Origin of the sequence: Nitrosococcus halophilus Nc 4 (genome assembly GCF_000024725.1) — a bacterium.
GTDB lineage: Bacteria > Pseudomonadota > Gammaproteobacteria > Nitrosococcales > Nitrosococcaceae > Nitrosococcus > Nitrosococcus halophilus.
Genome location: NC_013960.1, coordinates 2235527 through 2254854, shown reverse-complemented (window position 1 = coordinate 2254854; position 19328 = coordinate 2235527). Strand labels below are relative to the sequence as shown.

Annotated in this window: 16 protein-coding genes and 1 pseudogene; 4 read left to right on the top strand and 13 right to left on the bottom strand. The window is 50.3% G+C overall.

Annotation, left to right across the window (positions count from 1 at the left end; translation table 11 throughout):
• Positions 1 to 4: 4 nt before the first annotated feature.
• The 6 genes from NHAL_RS10595 to NHAL_RS10570 form a co-directional block, all read right to left on the bottom strand.
• The gene (locus NHAL_RS10595; RefSeq protein WP_013033138.1) at positions 5 to 1765 is read right to left on the bottom strand and encodes an asparagine synthetase B family protein; all 1761 of its coding nucleotides are present in this window, start codon (positions 1763 to 1765) and stop codon (positions 5 to 7) included.
• Positions 1766 to 2081: 316 nt separating this feature from the next.
• The gene (locus NHAL_RS10590) at positions 2082 to 3029 is read right to left on the bottom strand and encodes a lysylphosphatidylglycerol synthase transmembrane domain-containing protein (RefSeq protein ID WP_013033137.1); all 948 of its coding nucleotides are present in this window, start codon (positions 3027 to 3029) and stop codon (positions 2082 to 2084) included.
• 10 nt (positions 3030 to 3039) lie between these two features.
• Positions 3040 to 3912, bottom strand: a complete 873-nt coding sequence (locus NHAL_RS10585; RefSeq protein WP_013033136.1) for a decaprenyl-phosphate phosphoribosyltransferase — start codon at positions 3910 to 3912, stop codon at positions 3040 to 3042.
• Positions 3909 to 4538: an HAD-IB family hydrolase gene (locus NHAL_RS10580; protein ID WP_013033135.1), complete on the bottom strand. Its 630-nt coding sequence runs from the start codon at positions 4536 to 4538 to the stop codon at positions 3909 to 3911. The genes NHAL_RS10585 and NHAL_RS10580 overlap by 4 nt, the downstream gene beginning before the upstream one ends.
• Positions 4538 to 5278: an SDR family oxidoreductase gene (locus NHAL_RS10575; protein ID WP_013033134.1), complete on the bottom strand. Its 741-nt coding sequence runs from the start codon at positions 5276 to 5278 to the stop codon at positions 4538 to 4540. The genes NHAL_RS10580 and NHAL_RS10575 overlap by 1 nt, the downstream gene beginning before the upstream one ends.
• Positions 5275 to 6633 carry an FAD-binding oxidoreductase gene (locus NHAL_RS10570; protein WP_013033133.1) on the bottom strand — a complete coding sequence of 453 codons (1359 nt, stop codon included), beginning with the start codon at positions 6631 to 6633 and terminating at the stop codon, positions 5275 to 5277. Before NHAL_RS10570 ends, NHAL_RS10575 begins: the two co-directional genes overlap by 4 nt.
• A gap of 359 nt (positions 6634 to 6992) precedes the next feature.
• Here NHAL_RS10570 and NHAL_RS10565 point away from each other — a divergent pair, with 359 nt between their 5' ends.
• A complete protein-coding gene (locus NHAL_RS10565; RefSeq protein WP_013033132.1) occupies positions 6993 to 7817 on the top strand; it encodes a PEP-CTERM sorting domain-containing protein in 825 nt (274 codons plus the stop codon).
• A gap of 24 nt (positions 7818 to 7841) precedes the next feature.
• Here NHAL_RS10565 and NHAL_RS10560 read toward each other — a convergent pair whose 3' ends face one another.
• From NHAL_RS10560 to NHAL_RS10550, 3 genes are read right to left on the bottom strand one after another with little or no spacing between them, the layout of a single operon-like run.
• Entirely contained in the window at positions 7842 to 9179 is a 1338-nt protein-coding gene (locus NHAL_RS10560) for a hypothetical protein (RefSeq protein WP_013033131.1), read from the bottom strand.
• 58 nt (positions 9180 to 9237) lie between these two features.
• Positions 9238 to 10068, bottom strand: a complete 831-nt coding sequence (locus NHAL_RS10555; RefSeq protein WP_013033130.1) for a sulfotransferase domain-containing protein — start codon at positions 10066 to 10068, stop codon at positions 9238 to 9240.
• Complete coding sequence (locus NHAL_RS10550) at positions 10065 to 11471, bottom strand: putative O-glycosylation ligase, exosortase A system-associated (protein WP_013033129.1); 1407 nt, start codon at positions 11469 to 11471, stop codon at positions 10065 to 10067. The genes NHAL_RS10555 and NHAL_RS10550 overlap by 4 nt, the downstream gene beginning before the upstream one ends.
• A gap of 126 nt (positions 11472 to 11597) precedes the next feature.
• On the opposite strand from NHAL_RS10550, the gene NHAL_RS10545 reads away from it, so the two are divergent.
• Positions 11598 to 13211 carry an acyl-CoA ligase (AMP-forming), exosortase A system-associated gene (locus NHAL_RS10545; protein ID WP_013033128.1) on the top strand — a complete coding sequence of 538 codons (1614 nt, stop codon included), beginning with the start codon at positions 11598 to 11600 and terminating at the stop codon, positions 13209 to 13211.
• A complete protein-coding gene (locus tag NHAL_RS10540; protein ID WP_013033127.1) occupies positions 13208 to 14440 on the top strand; it encodes a pyridoxal-dependent decarboxylase, exosortase A system-associated in 1233 nt (410 codons plus the stop codon). The genes NHAL_RS10545 and NHAL_RS10540 overlap by 4 nt, the downstream gene beginning before the upstream one ends.
• A gap of 3 nt (positions 14441 to 14443) precedes the next feature.
• Here the strand turns inward: NHAL_RS10540 and NHAL_RS10535 are convergent, their stop codons facing one another.
• The 3 genes from NHAL_RS10535 to NHAL_RS10525 all read right to left on the bottom strand — a co-directional run bounded on the left by NHAL_RS10535 (position 14444) and on the right by NHAL_RS10525 (position 17921).
• Positions 14444 to 15709 (bottom strand): glycosyltransferase family protein, encoded by a 1266-nt coding sequence (locus NHAL_RS10535; RefSeq protein WP_238985335.1) that lies wholly within the window; start codon positions 15707 to 15709, stop codon positions 14444 to 14446.
• Complete coding sequence (locus tag NHAL_RS10530) at positions 15679 to 16626, bottom strand: hydrolase 1, exosortase A system-associated (RefSeq protein WP_013033125.1); 948 nt, start codon at positions 16624 to 16626, stop codon at positions 15679 to 15681. Before NHAL_RS10530 ends, NHAL_RS10535 begins: the two co-directional genes overlap by 31 nt.
• 155 nt (positions 16627 to 16781) lie before the next feature.
• Positions 16782 to 17921 carry an IS4 family transposase gene (locus NHAL_RS10525; protein WP_238985334.1) on the bottom strand — a complete coding sequence of 380 codons (1140 nt, stop codon included), beginning with the start codon at positions 17919 to 17921 and terminating at the stop codon, positions 16782 to 16784.
• Between the two features lie 141 nt (positions 17922 to 18062).
• Here NHAL_RS10525 and NHAL_RS20425 point away from each other — a divergent pair.
• Positions 18063 to 18399, top strand: a pseudogene (locus NHAL_RS20425) (transposase); the annotation flags it as partial.
• A 299-nt stretch (positions 18400 to 18698) separates the two neighbouring features.
• Here the strand turns inward: NHAL_RS20425 and NHAL_RS10515 are convergent.
• Positions 18699 to 18899: a hypothetical protein gene (locus NHAL_RS10515; RefSeq protein WP_013033124.1), complete on the bottom strand. Its 201-nt coding sequence runs from the start codon at positions 18897 to 18899 to the stop codon at positions 18699 to 18701.
• Positions 18900 to 19328 lie beyond the last annotated feature (429 nt).

Genomic DNA, 19328 nt, shown 5'->3' with positions numbered 1-19328 from the left:
ACGTCTAGATAGTAGCCGATATAAGGTGCGATGCGTTCACCACCCGCATGATCATTGCGCACTCGGCTTCTGAGGGTCGTTGCAACCCGAAGGTGTCCATCCTCTCTAGGACGAAATCGACGTCCACGACCTGCTCTAGCGGTTCGCGGCTGTGTTCCAATTGATCGATGATCCGTTGCCGGGTTACTTCTAGTGCCTGCCATCGGTCGATCACCCGCGGCCGTTCCGACGGCGGTAGCCCAACATCTGCTCTCTTGAGGAATCGAGCGAGCTTCCAAAGAGCGCGCTGGAACATGTCTTCTGCCGGCGATACCGGGCGGTGGAATAGCTCGGGAAACAACTGGTGGTTCGCTCGCCTGTAGAGGGCTTGGCGTTCCAGGTCATGTAAGGGAAGATTTGCCCATATCTTCCAGATAGCCGGATGGTAGAAAAAGCATACGGGAAGCAGCACCGCTCCTATATCATTAGGTTGTGAGGCTACCCAGCGGCGTTGGCGACAGTAGAGATCGAGATGAAATGCCTTCTGGTGTGGGAAAGCAACCTCTAGTGTATTTGTAGCCTGACGGAAGTTGGCGGCAAGGTTGTTAAAGAGGCCTTTGCGCCACTTTTTGCGAAGTCCAGGCCATTCCTGCCATTCCCAGCTTAAGCTCCAGTGGGTCCAATAATTGATCCAGTCGCTTCGATCTAGTTGCCGCGAGCTAAGATGCTTTCCCGTCAGCGCATCCCCTAAGTAGCCGATCACGACTGCATCGGCTTCATTGGCAAGCATTGCCCGCCACCTCTGTGCCCAGCCCGACTGTTGCACTGGGCCGACGCCACCCAGCCTCTGAATGTTCATTGCCCAGTCTCCCCAGGAAGCAGTCGGAATCTCAAAGAGACGGGTATTACAGCTAATATGCTGTGCAACCGCTTGAGCTCCTATCACCTCGGTGCTGCCGGGTTGCCCAAAGGTGTGGAAAGACATCTCCACTCCAACCCGACGAAGATAGGCTAAAGCAGTCCGAGAGTCTAGGCCAGCGGATAAGGAGAGAGCAGTCCGTGTCGGTAAAACCTTCTTCCAAGAGAGAGCAGCCTCGTGGAAGGCGGCCTCAACTTGAGCAACCTTCTCGGCGTCAGTCGCTCCGGCGAGAGCATCTCCGTACTCGAGTTGATGGCTACGGACGCTGTGAAAGTCTCCAGTACCCCATTCGTAAACGCAGCCGCCAGGAGCGAGCTTCACGCTAGGGATGATGGTCTCTTGCTCCAGGTTATAGCCGAGAACCAGAGCACGGCAAAGGGCTTCCGGGTCGATATTCTGGCCTCTATCAGCTGCCTTAGCGACAATCCGAAAGCTGTCAGAGAACACTACTCCATCGGAGGTTTCTGCAAAGTAGAGCCACTGTGCTCCGATAGGATCTGAGGCCCACTGGATAGGCTTATTAGTGTCATGGGGCACGGATATGGCGATCCATCTTCCCGGCAGTGACCAGGATAGGGGGAGCTCTGGAGAAAGAGTATCAGTTTTCTCTGGCTGACTCCCGCGTTCCCCAATGTATACATCGGCGAGGACGATGAGCTGGCCATCTGAAAAGGGAATTATACTTATTCGAGGTCGGCTGTAGGGCATATCCGGTATAGCCATGATAGCCAGACGAGAGCCAAACGTTTGGATTTGGTCAAGTGCGCTATCTCTATCTACGGGGGGACTACCGATCCGTTTAAAGAGCGCCGCCAACGTTTGACTAGCATCACTCTCTGCTCGCAGGGTCAGCATGCCAAGGATCATGTAGCAACTCAACTCAGCAACTGTTCCACTGGCGTGCGATCATCGATAACCACAAATCAGAAATCACTAGTTATCCTACCGAACGAAGCTGTTCCCCAGCAAAGTGCTTGCGAGCTAGTTTTATCATCGCAAAGATTATCTCTAGCATATCCACTATCTGCAAATCCGATCCACCCTGTTTCGTTTTTGAGTCCTATATATTTTTTTATATTAGCATATTCTGGTAACTAGGCTTGCTTCCCATCAGAATCGGGACCCAGTACCAATGATATTTCCAAAGTAAGATGACGAGGATAGAGAAACCAAAACCTGGTGCCTAACCTCTGCGAGGTAAAGCCAATAGCCCTAAAACAACAGCAAACCACAGCGTAGCCAGTCGTACAAATAAGGTACAAGCAACAGCTTGAGCCTCCCCCATACCATTTAACAGCAATAACCCTATCATCGTGACTTCGGCGCTACCTAGCCCTCCGGGCAGAAAGCTCAACGCCCCAATAAGCATAGAAAAGGCATAAATAAACACTGCTTCCGTAAGGCTAACCTCACCTCCCATCCAATTGGCCACATAATATAGTCCCAGCCCCTCAGCACCCCAGGCAATAAGACCCAAAAGGATAGCATAGGCCATTGTGGAGAAGGCGAAACAGCGGCGAAAATGCAAGATCATTTCAATGGCTGAGACCAAAAAAGTTCGCAACCGTGGTTTGGAAAGACGCTCTACCCAGGTCTCTATGCCTCGAAGCCAGCGGGGAACATGTAATAACGCAAGGCCTAGAATCAGAACTGCCCCGAGACCAAAGATGATCGGCTGGGCACCCTCATGGCGCCAAGCACCCGCTGCCACCAGGATAAGCACTGCGATGAGATCACAAAGACGTTCCGCAAAGAAAGCCGCCAAACTTTTAGAGTAAGGCATCCCATGGTGTTTTAAAAACACGCTTCGAAGCATCTCACCTGCTTTACCTGGAGTAGTAGTCAATGCAAATCCAGCCAAATAGATACGCAGACTAGACGCTGGGGGAAGAGGGTGACCAAGCAGTTGCAAATAATGCTGCCATCGTACAAAGCGCAATCCATAATTCACCAAAGAGAGCCCTAAAGCGATGGCAGTGCCAAAAAAGCCAACAGCCGCTACGGCATGCAAGACTTCATTCCATCCCCCCCACAGGGAAACCCCCAAATAGCCCAAGGCAGAGAATGCCACCGAGGCCAAAAACGCCCTAAAACGCCAGCCCTCCCCAAGTTTAATCTCAGCACTTGCCATTGTCGCGCTTCTAATAAATCAGCCAGAAAGTGAGGACTACCCAGCCCGCCACTGAAATCAGGATATGGGGGTCACGCATCAAATCACGGGAAGGCTCCCCTCCTTTGCCCCTATGGTGAAGCAAGAAAATATAACGAAATATGGCGTACATCACCAACGGCAACGTATAGATGAGATTTTCAGTTTGGTGAATCCGGATTGTTTCCGGACTCATAGTATAGAGACCATAGGACATTAGTACACAAGCCGCGGTCACCGTGATCATCTTATCAAGCAGGATAGGGCTATAGTAGACTAGCACCCGACGGTGCTCCACACTACCCTCTTGCAAGGTCATGATTTCAGCGCGTCTCTTGGCAAAGCCTAAAAATAAAGTCAGCATTAGAGAGCACAAAACCAACCACTGGGAAGGAGGGATACCTACCCCAACCGTACCCGCCAAAATCCGCAATAAAAAACCCGCAGCAATAATAAACACATCTAAAAGCACTACATGTTTGAGCCTAAATGAATAAGCAAGATTCATGAAAGCGTAGCCCAGCAGGATTAACAGCGCAGCTTGGGAAACCCACAATCCCAACCCGAGGCTTACCACTAGTAAGACTGCCGCCAAGCCAATGGCTATACCTATGCTGACGGTACCCGCAGCAAGTGGCCGGTGCCGTTTAATGGGGTGGTTACGGTCGCTCTCCCGATCACTCAGATCGTTAATAATATAAATAGCACTGGAAAGCAGAGAAAAAGCTACCGCCATAACAATAGTAAGAATGACCAAGGTGAGGTTATTCCAAGCATGGCCGAAGAATACGCCCACAAAAACAAAGCTATTTTTCAACCATTGGTGGGGCCGCATCAGATGCAGCAAGGCGCGGGGGTGATTCAAAACCTACTCTCCATGGGAAATTGGCGGTAATAAGCATAATCGGCGTAATCCAGTAATGCTTGATCTCCCTTACTATCCCCATAAGCGTATAAGCGATAGCAACGGCGGTCACCAAGTAATGCGGCCAAACGCCGCGGTTTTTCCTCACCGTAGCAGTTTTTTCCACTCAGTCGCCCTGTCAGCACGCCAGCAGACGTCAATTCCAAATGGGAACCAAGTACTTCCATAAAACCCATGTTCTCAGCCCAGGGCTTCAAATAGAGCTCCAAGGAGGCGCTGACCAGGATACAACGATGGTTTTGGCGCTGGTGCCATGCTAAACGTTGCAAGGCTCGTCGACGTAATAGATAAGGGAGTGTCTGCTGAATAAAATGATGCACTATCTGCTCAAGGCTGACCAGCTCTCGCCCCCCTAAAAAATGAGCCAAAACCTGTTGCTTGGCCTCATCGTTGCTAAGCCTCCCCCTTTTGTAAGCCAGCAAGGTAGGGGACAGCACCACTAAATCCCGTGTAAAACGGCGGGTTCCCGCGACAGCGTGCAAAAAAGGTAACAGGCTATCCATATAGGTAAGGGTGCCATCAAAATCAAAGGCTGCTACAGTAGGCAGATCCTGTTCCGTCCTCATCAGAGCTTGAGACGCTTAAATAACGGCTCTGGAATTATACGGATGATGAACATCATATAGCGCCAGAACCAAGGGACATAAACGACATCACGATGGTGCTCCAAGGCCGCCACAATCTGCTCGCCCACCTTAACAGGTGAGGCTACCCAAAAAAGACCTGGCGAGCCGAAAGTCATCGCAGTATCCACAAATCCTGGCTTGACTGTAAGCACCCGCACGCCTGCAGGAAATAAGCGATTACGCAAGCCTTGAAGGAAAATGCTCAGCCCCCCTTTAGCCGCACCGTAATGATAATTGCTTTGCCGACCCCGATCCCCAGCCACTGAGGACAAGCCAATAATAAAACCCGCGCCTTTGCCTTCCAGATAATTGGCACATTCACCAAGGAGAGAAACAGCGCCGGTGAAATTGACGGTAATAATCTTTTCGGCCTCCTCAAAGCGTGTCCGAGCAGTGACCGGATCTCCCAGATACCCGAGCGCCAACACCACTCCCTCTAGCCCCCCCATGGTTTCAACGACTCGCTCTAGGAAGGGGCGATGCACCGCATAATCCGTGGCATCAACTGCGCCGTAGCCCACTTCGACTTGATACCGGATATTGAGATCGGCCGCGATCCGCGCTAATTCAGATTCATCCCTCCCCCCCAAGTACAGGGGGTGGCCACGACGCGCTAATGCCAACGCCGTGCCGCGGGCAATTGCAGAAGTAGCCCCCAACACCAAGACCGGCCCCCTCATGGTGCACCTGTCAATTGCAACCGGCGCGAGAGATCGGACTGAAAACGCCCTTCTGGGTCGACCATCCGTTTAATCTGCTGCCATTCCCCAAGGCGAGGATACATAGTGCGCAAGCTCTCTGGACTCAGGCGTGCATCCTTGGCCAGATACACCCGCCCCCCATACTCAAGCACTAACTCATCCAATCGCCGCAATAAATTGAGTACCTTTTCACCCGCCATGGGTAAATCCAAAGCCAGAGTATAGCCTGCCAAGGGAAAGGACAAAGGGGCGGCATTCCCCGGACCCAAACGCTTGAGCACAGCCAAAAACGAGGGTTGCCGGCTGCTCGCGAGACTTTCCAGTAAACAACGCATTCCCTCATAAGCATGGGGCTCCGGAATGGCGACCTGATACTGAAGAAACCCCCGCTTACCATACAGACGATTCCAATCATTCAATGCGTCCAAAGGATAGAAAAAATCATGGCAATTAGTAACAAAGGGTCTTTTCTTGCTTCCTTGACGGCGATAATAATGCTCATTGAAGGCAGCCACCGTGAATCGATTGAGAACAAACCTAGGCAGGTCAAAGGGAACATTTTTTGGTTGCCGAGGCGAAAAACCTAGCGGTTCTTCCCAATCACTCGGTAATTCATCGCGACCCGCGTGATGGCCACCCATAACAATGCCTCGGCCAAGCTGGCGACCACGACCAGCGCAGTCGATCCAAGCAACGCTGTACTGATCGTCATGGTCAGCATCCTCCAACCATTTGAAAGTAGTCTCAAGGTCTGGGGCTGCATAATGCTGGGCCACGATAGCAGCCGTCTCGATAGGCATCAGGCGGAAACTCACTTCGGTGATAATTCCCGTCAGCCCCATCCCCCCCACAGTGGCCCAGAAGAGCGCTTCATTCTTCCCAGGGGAGCAACGTTGTCGGCGTCCATCTGCAAGAATTAATTCTAGCTCCGTGACATGAGCAGCAAAGGTCCCCCCATGGTGATGATTTTTACCATGAACATCGGCGGCTACAGCTCCCCCTAGAGAAACATATTGGGTTCCTGGAGTGACTGTTGGAAACCAGCCACGAGGCACAAAAGTCTCCAGAATTTCTGCTAGAGTCACGCCAGCCTCAGCCGTTAACAGCCCAGTGACACTATCAAAAGCCAAAAATCGGTTAAGGCGCTCAGTGAGCATCACCCAACCTTGGGAAGAAATAGCGGCATCACCATAGCTTCGGCCCTGACCCCGGCAAATTAAACTATCCCCCTCAGGCATGCGAACCTGTCGCATTTGTTCAGGACGTACCAGTATAGATTCTGCTACCGGGTAGCGTCCCCAGCCAGAGATAACTTTACTAAGTGAGGCTGTCATAAAATGTCTAAACTTTTTACACTCTTTCGGCTTCTTTGAGAAAAGATGATAAGCCCACCAAAATGATTTTTAAAAGCCGTTTTTTGCACAATACTATGCTTTAACAAATTGATATATAGTTATTCTTATACTTTTGAGTTCTTAGAAACGCCCGCCTTTTATGTTTTCCTCTTACCTGGAAAAAACTCCCATTTTGAAATAAAGATCGTATTTGATGTAAGAAGTCTCTTACATTCTATTATGCTTTATTTCTAAATAAATCATTAAATAACAAATACTTAAAACAAGGCATGTTTTTTGCAAAAGCTTTTTATTGAGCGTTCCCGGTTTTAAAAACAATGCAGCTAAGGATATTTCTAATGTTAAAGAGATTAGTAGTTTTTTATACGCTATTGCTGACTCCATTTTCATCGAGTTGGGCAATTTCCTTTACCCCCTTTGGACCTCATGGTGAAGGTGGATTTATCAACGGGCAAACTTTTTTTTTTAATGATGATGGTGCAGTTTTTGAATTAGACGCCTTTTTAAATATTGAAGGCTTAGATTTAAATGGTGGCGCAATAGGAACCAGTGCTCAGTTCTCTTTTGACCCGCTCCCTCCTGGCCTCACATTTGATTTTTCCCCTTCCTTATCTTCTGATCTTACAGACCTGAATTTGACCTATACTTTTTCTAACACCACCACAGAAGCTTTTCCAAATATAAAATTTTTCTCATTCTTAGATACAGATATTGCCGAATCTATTAGTCCCTTTAATGAATTTGGTCAAGCTTTTGGAACCATCGGGTCCGGAGCTGCTGATAGCGCTCCCGATTCTTGGGAAATCGATGAACCAGGATTTTTATTCGGCGATATCTTTGTAAACCTTTTACTCGGGACACTCGATAACACCAACGCTATCCCTCAAACCTTTCCAGAAGATGTTTCCATGGCCCTCGGATTCGATTTAGGGAATTTAAATCCCCTTGAAACCATAACAGTAGATATCTTTTTATCCGAAGATAGCGACTTTATTGGGGATTTCTTTTTAACACAAGAGGATCTCAACCCACTATCCCTTGCCTCGATTACAATGTCAGGTCAGTCTTCCATTCAACAAAACTCGATTCCAGAACCTAATACCTGGCTATTATTGACAACAGGATTAATTGCCCTGGGAGGAATCTTAACCAAGAAAAAATGATGTCGTTCGCCCTAGCCCCTAAAGCTATACTTCCAACTTCGGTCTTAAGCGCGCGCGCATTGCCAATAGCAAACGGTGCGCCTTTATCTGCCACACAAAGAGTATTATGAAGGTAATCATAAGCGATTGGGTGGGAATTGAATAGCGCGTATTACCATATTCAAACAAGGCTTGCACCAGGGAGGTGGCCATAATAAGCGCAGTAATCACTAGCGGAACCCGGAGAGTGGGTTCCGCATAGCCTCGAAATAAAATAACTTTTACTATGAGGCCAACAGTAGAAAACACAAACAAGAGATTCATGACTCTGACCAACCACTGTTCAGCCCCCCAAAGTTCCCCTAAAAACGCAGCTATTTTGGGAGATTCTACTTGAGCAGGCTTCCAATAATTAGGCGCAGCCCAAAAAGAAACCCATGATCTAAAAACGCTTTGAAGGTAGAGGACAGGATGTTCAATAAAAAGTTGGAGTGAAATGCGAGCGAGTTCCTGCGAGAGTTCCACGTGGCCAAAGCCCGTCTCTGCCATAATCTCGTCCTTGGCCTCGAAGATTGTCATACTGTGGTTCCCGCTCTGCTTTACCTTCTCCGCCCGGTAGCGGAGGTATATATCCCGTATCTTGGACGGTGGTGCATGCTCGATGAAACCGCCGCTGTGATTGCTAAGATTATACCCCATGAAGGTTGTGATTCCGGCATAGCCAAGGGTTACCTTATTAAAGCCAATCCACCCTGATAAGGGTAGCGCAAAACATAACAAAACAATGAGAGGAACATGAATACGATTGCGGCCCCGAAGCAGCAAAAATGCTAGCAAAATATACAAAGGACCGACAAAAGCAAAGAGCGGGTGGGTGAGCGCCAAGAGCGAACTCGTCGCCCCAAGGCCAATCGCCAGCCAAAAATTCCGCTCGCTCGCCGTCAACTTCGAGAAAATAAATACCGAGAGTACCAGCAGAAAAGCCGAAATTGACTCAGTCAGCAGGTTTGCCTCAAACAGCAGTTCATTTAGAGCCAAAGAGTGAACCGCCCCGACGATAAAGGCAAGGCTCACTTTGCGGGTCTGTTCAAAGACTAGCGCAAACAGAAAAAGTGAGGTCAAAATCCCAAGCACGGATTGAAAAAGCCAAATAAAAAAAGGATTTTTACCTGCCAAAAGCAAAAGCAAAGGGTAAATAGGGGTCCGTGTGCCATCATACTCACTAAAGTCCAGCTGGACCAGCTGTTCAGCAAGTCGCAGGTATGTCCCTGTATCGGGCCAGACCACGGGTACATAGACAACCCACAGGAATACCCTGACTAGGATGCAAATTCCTAAAAGCCAGAATACTCCCTGGCGTACGGCCCGCTGTTCGTAAGACAAAGCTGCCTCTCCCCTTTTAAGTATTGTTTACTATTGGACCAAAGTCGCTGTACCGGAATTATCCCACCAGCCGCTCGATACGTGCTGACAGGGCATTGCATACTTGACGGATAGCTGGATCGATCTCGGGGGGACTCCTCCGGCGCACGGAGCTGGCAACCACTTGACGACTTACTCGCGGCGTATAAGCGATTCCAAGAAAGGCAAACAATTCATCGAATGTCTCATGCTGGCGCTGAACAAGTTGCTCGTAACACACCAAACGCACACGAGGATCCCGATCCAAGCCCTGCTCGAAAAAAAGTATGTTGCGGAAATACCAAAAAAGCGCACAGGCCGATTCATTGCTAATGCCAGGGTGATAAAGGGACCTGACGAGTGCATGGGTCTCATCCGACATCCCCCGCCCACGCCATCCAGCACCATTGCGGTCTTCAACAATACGCCGAATGCTTTCTGGCATGCCGCTCCAAAGATCTAAGTGTGAATTCACTACGTCTTCATAGTGGCGTACCAACCATATCCCCTTTGAGGGTGCGAATTCATCCATCAGGCGACGCAGATCTTGGAGTTCACAGAGTGCTTTAAGCACCACATGCGGTGCACTAGATACCTTCACTAGCTTGTGAATAATCCTCGGTGGGCGCATCTCATAGCAATCGAAAGCACGAGGGTCACGTTCATGGTAAACCTTGGTCTCAAAGCTTCGCTCAAGGACATCCATCAGCATGTTAGTCCCCGATCGCTGGACCCCCGCGACAAAAATGAGCCGTTTAGCATCTTTACGAGGCAGGGATAAAAACAAAGTCTGATAAGCCTGCTTTTTAAGAAGAAAAGCGCGATATTCCATCTTTTCAAGCACAGGGGTAAAACGGCTCTGCCTTTTCATAGCCCCCCTCCATGCCGCTTCTCAGACACGTGTCCCCTCTGCTCCTTTTCCGAAGAAGCTGTCTTACTTAAATGGGGGGAAGAATATGCCCCATGGTGTCTCCCCTTGCCCGCAAATGCCGCTATTGGACGCTGGTTCACTATCCGCTCATCAGCCGACACCTCCCGCCAAAGCATCGCAGTCAAAGCAACAATAAGATAATAAAGATCGAAGTAAGCCAGATTCAGAAAGGCTCCTGTAACAGCGTAACCGATAAGAGCTGCCCGCAATGCCCAAGCATACTCGCTTATCCACTGCAGATCGGGAACCCCCACAGTCTGTTTCTTGAGTTGGCCCAATCGTTGATAGGTCAGGAACAGGATTATCATAAATAGGCCGAAACCGACAAAACCATGCTGCCCCAACACTTGGAAATAGATGCTATGAGCCACATGGGCGCCCTTCATCACATCGTAGTATTTAGGATCCAAGTAGGTGTGCCATCGGGCGGGATCGCCTTCGAAATTGAAACCGCCGCCACGCAATGGCCTGTCAACGGCGATATTCCAAGCAAGATCCCATGCCGCAATACGCTGCATTGCCGAGTCATCCTGTTCGTAGTCTTGAATACTCTGGGCCCGTTCAAATACCTTTTCGGGGGCAAACGCTAAGCCGGCGAAGACCATGGGAATAAGCAAAATAACCAGCAACACTTTGTTGCGCCATCTCATAAACAATAACAAAGACATGACCGCGAGCCCTAACATGGCGCCACGTGAATAAGTGAAGGGTATGGCAATGAAGGTAAGGGCAAACGTAACGTATAAAAGCCTGCGCAGCCAAGCCCGCGCTTCCTGTTGTGCTAGGACGAGCAGAAGAGGCAACCCCATCACTAGCGCTAAGCCCAGAAAGTTATTCCCGCTGAGGAAAGATTTCTCAGGGCCCCTCACATGGAACTGTCCGCCGGTGAAGATGGAAAACAAGCCGCTTTTAAAACCATAAAAACCAATGCTTAAGGTCGCCACCAAAACCAGCCAATAAATGCGCTGCTTACCATAGATAAGCATCGTCGTGATATAAGTCATCAAGAGGATTTTTGCTATTTTGTCCCACCCTACCCACGCATCCTCCGGCGCCCAGGCAAAAAACGTCGTAAAAGTCATGTACCCAAACAGTACCAATAAAAGTCGGAATTCCGGCGTCCAGGCGATGGGCTTTCTGTCTCGCGCCAGCAGCAACCCTCCAAGTATCGCCACTGCTACCAGTTGGGCAAAGGGCATATCCCAGGCAAACCCCCACGTCAACCGATGAGGATTCATGATGCCTATCCATGTCCATACCAAAATGCCCACCCACGGGCGCAAAAAACAAATCGGCAGGAGGGCAAAAATAACCCCTGTAACCAGGATATCGCGAAACGGCATTAGCAAGTTATACTAGAGTGGCTTTATATAAATGTTGAAGTAGGTTTCATTTGTTTCGGCATGGAATATCAATATTTTAGTTTTCTTAATGCCAAATTTCGCTGAAACTGGCACGGATAGAAACTTATGTCAAGAACCCATTCATTAAACGAATTGGTACACCACTTTGTGCTTGATAACGCTGCTAAACGCCCAGATGCGACAGCAGTAGTGCATGGCCGCCGAATCTTAAATTACGCCCACCTTGGCGAAGCGATCGAAGCCTGTGGGCGCGGCTTTTTAGCCCTTGGACTAGCCCCCTCCGAACGGGTTGCCGTCTACTTGCCTAAATGTCCTGAAACTGTCACCGCCCTCTTCGGCGCTGCGGCTGCCGGCGGCGTATTTGTTCCCATCAATCCGCTTCTCAAACCCCGACAAGTCGCTTATATCCTTCGAGACTGCAATGTCCGGGTGCTCGTTACCGCCGGCGACCGCATCGATCTTCTACAAAACGAACTTGCCGAATGCCATGATTTACGCAGCCTTGTGCTCATCGACCCGCCGGCTCAAGGAGTTGAAGAACTTGCCCACTTGACTATCGCTTCTTGGGCAAACCTTATATCACTGGGAGCAAACCAACCCTTGGGACATCGCCGCATCGACAGTGACATGGCTGCCATTCTCTATACCTCTGGAAGCACAGGACGCCCCAAAGGAGTGGTGCTTTCCCATCGAAATTTAATCGCTGGCGCCCAAAGCGTAGCTCATTATCTGGGGAATAACCCTAACGATCGTCTGCTCGCTATATTGCCTCTCAGCTTCGACGCCGGCTTTAGTCAACTCACGACCGCCTTTTCCGCCGGTGCCAGCGTAGCACTGATGGAATATCTACTACCAAAAGATGTCATTAAAAACGTAGTTCGCGAGCGAATCACCGGAATCACAGCCGTCCCCCCCCTATGGATACAGCTTGCCCCTCTCACTTGGCCTCCCGAGGCTGTGGATAGCCTGCGGTACATTGCCAACACTGGGGGTCGAATGCCTAAAGCAGTGACAGCGACCTTGCGACGATCTCTGCCCCAGACTAAGGTATTCCTGATGTATGGACTCACCGAGGCCTTCCGTTCAACCTACCTTCCTCCCGAGGAAGTTGATAAACGCCCCGATTCCATTGGCAAAGCCATCCCCAATGCCGAAATCCTGGTGGTGCGGGAGGACGGTAGCCTATGCGCGCCTGGAGAACCAGGGGAACTGGTGCACCGCGGTCCTCTGGTAGCCATGGGCTACTGGAATGCCCCTGAGAAAACTTCCGAACGCTTCCGCCCTGCTCCAGGACAGCCTGCTGAGCTCCCACTTACCGAGATCGCAGTATGGTCCGGTGATACTGTGCGTATGGACGAAGAAGGTTTTCTCTACTTCGTCACCCGCCAGGATGAAATGATTAAGACCTCTGGCTATCGAGTAAGCCCGACTGAAGTGGAAGAAGTCTTGTATGAAACGGGGCTTATTTCCGAAGTTGCCGTCGTCGGGGCACCTCATCCCAAACTCGGTCAGGGGATTATCGCTGTTGTCAAACCGAACCAGGCGGATTTTGATCCGGAGCACCTGCTCTCTGCCTGCCGTGCTGAACTTCCAAATTTCATGGTTCCGCTTACCGTGATCACTTCCAATGCACTGCCCCGAAATACAAATGGTAAAATTGACCGGCGCGCCCTAGCAGCCGAATTTGAATCTCTATTCAAGGAGCAATCTGCCCCATGAATACTCCCCTCACTCACTCCCCTTTGAACTGCTTTCCAGTAAAGGATGATTGCCTCTTCGTCGGCGGAATTTCTCTTACTGAACTCGCCACCCGGGTCGGCAGCACGCCCTTCTATGCTTATGACCGCCGTTTAATCAGTGAGCGCATACAGCAACTACGCACTCATTTACCTCCCGGGATTCACCTTCATTATGCTCTCAAAGCAAACCCCATGCCAGCCTTAGTAGGATACCTTGCACCGCTCGTAGACGGTCTCGACGTGGCTTCCCTAGGGGAACTGCGGCTAGCCTTAGACTCTGGCATGCCCCCTGAAACCATTAGTTTTGCCGGTCCTGGAAAATCCGATAATGAACTGGCTGCTAGTCTGGCTGCAGGGATTATTATCAATATGGAGTCCGAGGGTGAGATGGAACGCATCGCCCGCTTGGCCGAAAAACAAGGACATCGCCCTAAGGTCGCGGTGCGAGTGAATCCCAACTTCGAGCTGAAAACATCCGGCATGAAAATGGCTGGAGGACCTAAACCCTTTGGTATTGATGCGGAGCGGGTTCCCCCAATGCTAACCCAAATCGGCGCCCTGGACTTTGACTTCTATGGCTTTCATATCTTCAGCGGTTCCCAGAATCTCCGGGCCGAGGCCATTATCGAGGCCCAAGAACGTACCTTTAAGCTGGCCCTGGAGCTTGCCCGCTCAGCCCCTGGGCCAGTGCGCCTGCTAAATATTGGCGGTGGTTTCGGTATTCCCTACTTTCCAGGCGATAAACCACTTGATCTTAGACCTATTGCCAACAATCTCGCTACCTCTCTCCCCGAGGTAAACAAGCAATTGCCTGAAGCTGAAGTGATCATTGAACTCGGCCGCTATCTTGTAGGCGAAGCTGGCATCTACGTCTGTGAAGTCATCGATCGCAAGATCTCCCGCGGTCACGTTTTTCTGATAACTAATGGCGGCCTCCACCATCACCTTGCGGCTTCTGGCAATTTCGGTCAGGTTATTCGCAAAAACTATCCCGTGGTGGTGGGCAACCGAATCCAGGGCTCAGCGCGGGAGACCGTCAGCGTCGTCGGCCCCCTTTGCACTCCTCTTGACACTCTCGCCGATCGCATGGAGCTCGCCTGTGCCGATGTAGGGGATCTCGTCGTCGTTTTCCAGTCTGGGGCCTACGGCCGTTCTGCTAGTCCTCTAGGTTTTCTGAGCCATCCGGCCCCCGCTGAGGTGCTGGTGTAACCCTTACCTCCCAATAGTCTCCTCCAGAAGCGCCGCCAAGGACGCGCCGCGGCTACGCCTTGAGCTACGAGCGATCTCCGCCTCGCTTGCCCCTGGAACCGTACCAGCCTGTAACCGCTTGACGAAATCTTGAAATGCTGCGGCGATAACCGTGGCTGAATCCAATGGCGCTATGGTCTCAATACCCGCCCGACGTAAAACTCCTGCGGTATCTCCCGCCGGGTCCGTGAGTGCCAAGATCGGCCGTCGGGCGTGCAGATATTCGTAAAGTTTTGCCGGGATCTGGTGATTACAATTGCTCGCCTGCAGGACCAAAAGACCGTCGGCGGCAAGCATCTCGGCAAGCGCCTCACGGTAGGAAATGTGAGGTTCAATGCGTACGATGTCCTCAAGCCCACGCTCCCGCAAAAGCTGACCGAAATATTCCTCCGAACCGCTAGCCCGGAATACTATCTGGACACTATGGGCTGTGAGTTCACCCGCTCGTCGCAGATTCGCCAGTGCATCGAAAAACGCTCGGGGATCCCGCTCATTGGGATACACCACACCGCTGTGCACAAGCCGAAGAGGTCTAGGGAAATCCACCGATGGGGGCGAAGACACTTCATCAAAAATAGACTCTTCGTAGCCATTTTCGATGAGAGCCCATGTTTTTTCCGAGCGCTCCGGATAACGCTGAGCATACATCCGTACCGCCCCAGGGGCAGTAAATACAGCATGCGCGCAACGGCGTACCGCGGCTGCCTCAATGGCTCGATATGTCTGTCGTACCCGAGGGTTCGGCGGATAATCCTCCTCAGTCATGGAATCACGAAAATCGGCAACCCAAGGAAGTCCACTTAGCCGCTGCAGAGTAAAACCGATAAGATGGGCCGTAGCGATGGGATAGGTCGACCAGAGAACCTGCGGACGATAGCGGCGGATAAGTTTCAACCCAGCGGGCACAGCCCCAAGCCACCAACTCACCCAGCGATCAGGAAGCGCCAGCAATTGGCTATAGCGCCCTCCAAGCGCAAGATGGCGTGCAGTATCAAGCCCAAAAGCCCGGTGTACAATGGTTGCAGAGGCAATATCAGCCAATTGGTCGTCGCGGCGTCGCTCATAGGCACGAGGGTGAACACTCAAAACAATGGGTTGCCAATCATGTTCGGGAAGGTGGCGGGAGAACGAGAGAGTGCGTTGCACACCGCTACTGCCACTAACGGGTGGGAAATGGTAGGCGATCATCAATACCCGCTTTACCATGACCGCACCCATGCAAGAGTCCACGCCGCCACCTGCTCACGCCATGTACGGCGGGAGAAAGTATGATCGGCGGCAGGCAATTCGCAACGTTCAAAACGCCCGCAGTTAAACAGCCTTTGCCAAGAGGATGAAGCCGAGATGGTATCACGGAACTCATCTGCAGTAAGATCCTTGCCGCTCAGGATTAAGAGTACCCGGCCTTGGAATTGCTCCAGAGCTTTATATACCCTCTTGGGCAGTGGCTGCATTTCCTCAGCCTCAACTTCATCAACCTTCTGCCGCCAGGAATTGGCTTTCCTCAGCATTTTTCCCAATGAACGCAGGGAAGCCTTATAGTCAAATTCCCGGCGCCAAATCTTGCGCCAAAAGTCGCCACTGACTAATCTTCGAAAATAATAGTGCTTAAGGTAAACCGCTGCCTCTCCTTCCTCCGTTCGCACCCAGGGATTTAACAACACCAGACCTGTTACTCGCGGATCTGAGGGGGCATAAAAACATGCTGCCGAGGCAGCATCACAAAGGCCCCAAATCACCACTTCCTTTAGCTTCGGCGCAGCCCCCAAAAAAGCATCGATCGCCGCCCGAATATCAGCTTCAATAGACTCAAAGGTCCGTGGCGCTCCCCCACTATCTCCCATTCCCCGATAATCAAAACGGAAGACAGGAACCCCTGCTTCCGCCAACTGACGGGCAAACAGAACAAACTGCCGATGGCTGCCCACTCGGTATTGGGGGCCGCCAACGACGACAAGAACACCCCGCCTGGCCTCCTCGGACCCCCGGTGCAAAATACCAACGAGAATATCATCAAGGCAGCGGAATGTGAGCGGCAATTCCACCGCCATTGCCATTCCCCGGCGGCTGTTTTCGCTTGCGCTATTTTCCCCTTGAATCTCGAAACAATCTAGCTCTTCTTGGCCGGCAAGCTCCTGCTCTCTCATCTTAAATACCTGTCACATTTATCCGCTCATAGTCTAAATTATCTATGGGGTTTTACATTATCCGGCTGGAGACTCCCCCATTAGGCGCCAGTAACATTTCTCAGCGCCTCTAATGGGCAGCCAACCTGTAGGATAGACGCATAAATTGCCCTGTTTCATGGGGGGCATCCTTCATTTTCGATAGCATCGAAAACCTCACGGATACTTTGTTCACTTACGATTACCCTTACTTTTCGTCGAATCACTTGGCAGCCTAGATAGAATAGAGAGAGCACGCGCCGATGTTTTATCGAATTGGCCTGAAACTGATAATGTAATTGTTGCCGCTCTGTCAGCCAACCCACGGCCCAGGCCACCATGCCTGCCAAAGCCGCAATCAACAGCAACACCTCAATGCGGTGCGGGTCACGACTATAGGCCAGATTAAAACTGAAGCCATAGGCTGGACTTTTCAAATCCCGGAACCCTTCTTCAATCTGCATCCGCGTACGATAGAGTTTCACCACGCGCTTGGCCGATTGACGACCGCACAAGGAGCTGGCCAACAACCACGGCTCCTTCGCCGCCAGACGGTATTCGGCTATCGACTTGCCATGCCGACCCCGGGCTTTTCCTTTGAACAAATAGAACCTACTCTTTAACGGGTTCTTACGACACATCTCTACCGCTCCGAGTGCCTTCGCTCGGCCACTGGCTTGCGCCCATAATTCTCGGCAGGGCCGCCATTCCCGCTCCCCCACCGGTCGGTAGGATTTTCGCCCCCGGATCCGGCCTACGTAATCCCAGCCATAACTCACAATTTGCTTAAACCAGGGGTTATGAAATCCGGCGTCCGTGATAATCACGGGCCGACTCGCCGCCGGTAACAACGCCTTGAGCGTCTTTAAAAAAGCTCGCTGCACGCGCTCATTCCCCTGCTGCGATTGCGCATGGACCGTCTCATACAGGGTCAACGCCCGTCCCGGCGCCACTAATGCTGCCCGCAATACATACAAGTCTGTGTTCGGTAGATGACTCCAATCTACCAGTATCCACGGCCGCCGTTTGTTTCCCACCAGCTGCTTGACTAACGCCTCATACACCGCTTTGCTTTGGGCTTGGACGTACTTATTCCCCATAAATCGGTCCGACCGCCGTATCCCACTGCGCTCTTGAATCGGTAACTTCAATGACCGACCCAGCTGGGTTACCGATAACCGCTTCGTCTCCAAGACCGTCTCCACCAACAACACCAACGTCCACAAGCGTTTTAAATGCATGATCTCCGACAACATCCGGTGTAAAATCTTCTTCACAGGCACGGGAACAACCTCTCTTCGGTTTTTAATCGTGACCCGTATGAGATCAGATGTCTCCGTGCCTGTCTACTCCTTCTATTCTTGCAACCGCTTGTTTCTTAATTAAACAATTCCCTTTTATCCGTCTATACCTCAGGCTGTCAAGGGCTCGCTCCCCATCATGGTTTCCGGTTCAAGAACAAGCTCTACTCACTTGATGCTTCTCTCTCGATCTGTGCCTGAGCGTCTTTCCCTGGGCTAGGTTTCGCACCACCAAAGGCGCTGTCAGACTCCACCTTGGTCTGGATCATGACGGGCTGCTCCCCGCATTGATGACCGTCACTGACGGCAAAGTCCACGATATCACCGTGGCCCGTACTTTGGCATTACCAAAGGCAGTATCGTGGTCTTCGATCGGGGCTATACCGATTATGATTGGTATCATCAACTCAATACCCAGGGCATCTTTTTTGTCACGCGCCAACGTAAAAAGGCCCGCTATCACGTGGTTGAACGCCGTGAAGTTCTACCTCTTCAGCCATCAGTGCAGTCTTGGTGAATGTTTATGGGACAGTAGTGAACAAAATTATATTTTTCACCCAGTTACACTAAATTATTAAAACATTATATTAACAATTAACACCAACCTCTACATATCATAAAAAAACTTAATAACAATCACTTATTAAATATACTTAACATTTTAATTCAGCAAATAATTGAAAAATGAGTCATTATTTTAACGGGACTCCAGGGCATCGTGCTAAGGAGACTCTTTACCAGAACCGGAAAAATTCAAAGTCCTCTACATCTTTCAATCATTTCATTCGTTCTTTCTTCAATAGAGTTCGCTAACGCTCTTTCTAGCTTTGCCGCGTAATTAGCGAGATAAAATGTAAAAAAAACATTCATCGCTTGCTCAGGAATGCTTCTTTTAAAAGCCTCTTCCCTAGCCTCGCGAACGAGTTCAAAAGATCTTTCGTTGATAGTAATCATTGTGCTGTACCTTAAAAAATATTTAATATAAATAGTATAAACCTTAAATTTATATATTCCTTTTCTAGTGTTTAGCCCTTACTTAATTTCTTCTAATCACTCATTCCTATAATCACCAATTTTCGCATTTTTTCTAACACTATCGTCGCTCCATGACTTACTAAATCATCGTCTTTTAATCCAGCAAGTAAAGGTTTTACACAAGGAACAACCAATGAGGACACAATAAAAACCCTACTGCCTTCTATAAAGGCAGCCAATCAATTAGGTTACCGATCATGCCAAAACATCAACCCAGTATTCCAATGGATTGATGCTGTAATAAAGACGGGCTTATAGACGGGCTTATAGACGGGCGCAGCAGGCTGGCGGCTAGTTCAACAGCACTACTTATTAATTATTATTATTAAAGTCTCCCCTCTCAATAAC

What these genes read in the sequence shown, in the direction of transcription:
- NHAL_RS10575 (WP_013033134.1), bottom strand. Translation starts at nt 5,278, where the DNA reads ATGAGGGGGCCGGTCTTGGTGTTGGGGGCTACTTCTGCAATTGCCCGC.
- NHAL_RS10540 (WP_013033127.1), top strand. Translation starts at nt 13,208, where the DNA reads ATGAATACTCCCCTCACTCACTCCCCTTTGAACTGCTTTCCAGTAAAG.
- NHAL_RS10570 (WP_013033133.1), bottom strand. Translation starts at nt 6,633, where the DNA reads ATGACAGCCTCACTTAGTAAAGTTATCTCTGGCTGGGGACGCTACCCG.
- NHAL_RS10590 (WP_013033137.1), bottom strand. Translation starts at nt 3,029, where the DNA reads ATGGCAAGTGCTGAGATTAAACTTGGGGAGGGCTGGCGTTTTAGGGCG.
- NHAL_RS10555 (WP_013033130.1), bottom strand. Translation starts at nt 10,068, where the DNA reads ATGAAAAGGCAGAGCCGTTTTACCCCTGTGCTTGAAAAGATGGAATAT.
- NHAL_RS10580 (WP_013033135.1), bottom strand. Translation starts at nt 4,538, where the DNA reads ATGAGGACGGAACAGGATCTGCCTACTGTAGCAGCCTTTGATTTTGAT.
- NHAL_RS10515 (WP_013033124.1), bottom strand. Translation starts at nt 18,899, where the DNA reads ATGATTACTATCAACGAAAGATCTTTTGAACTCGTTCGCGAGGCTAGG.
- NHAL_RS10595 (WP_013033138.1), bottom strand. Translation starts at nt 1,765, where the DNA reads ATGATCCTTGGCATGCTGACCCTGCGAGCAGAGAGTGATGCTAGTCAA.
- NHAL_RS10545 (WP_013033128.1), top strand. Translation starts at nt 11,598, where the DNA reads ATGTCAAGAACCCATTCATTAAACGAATTGGTACACCACTTTGTGCTT.
- NHAL_RS10550 (WP_013033129.1), bottom strand. Translation starts at nt 11,471, where the DNA reads ATGCCGTTTCGCGATATCCTGGTTACAGGGGTTATTTTTGCCCTCCTG.
- NHAL_RS10565 (WP_013033132.1), top strand. Translation starts at nt 6,993, where the DNA reads ATGTTAAAGAGATTAGTAGTTTTTTATACGCTATTGCTGACTCCATTT.
- NHAL_RS10530 (WP_013033125.1), bottom strand. Translation starts at nt 16,626, where the DNA reads ATGAGAGAGCAGGAGCTTGCCGGCCAAGAAGAGCTAGATTGTTTCGAG.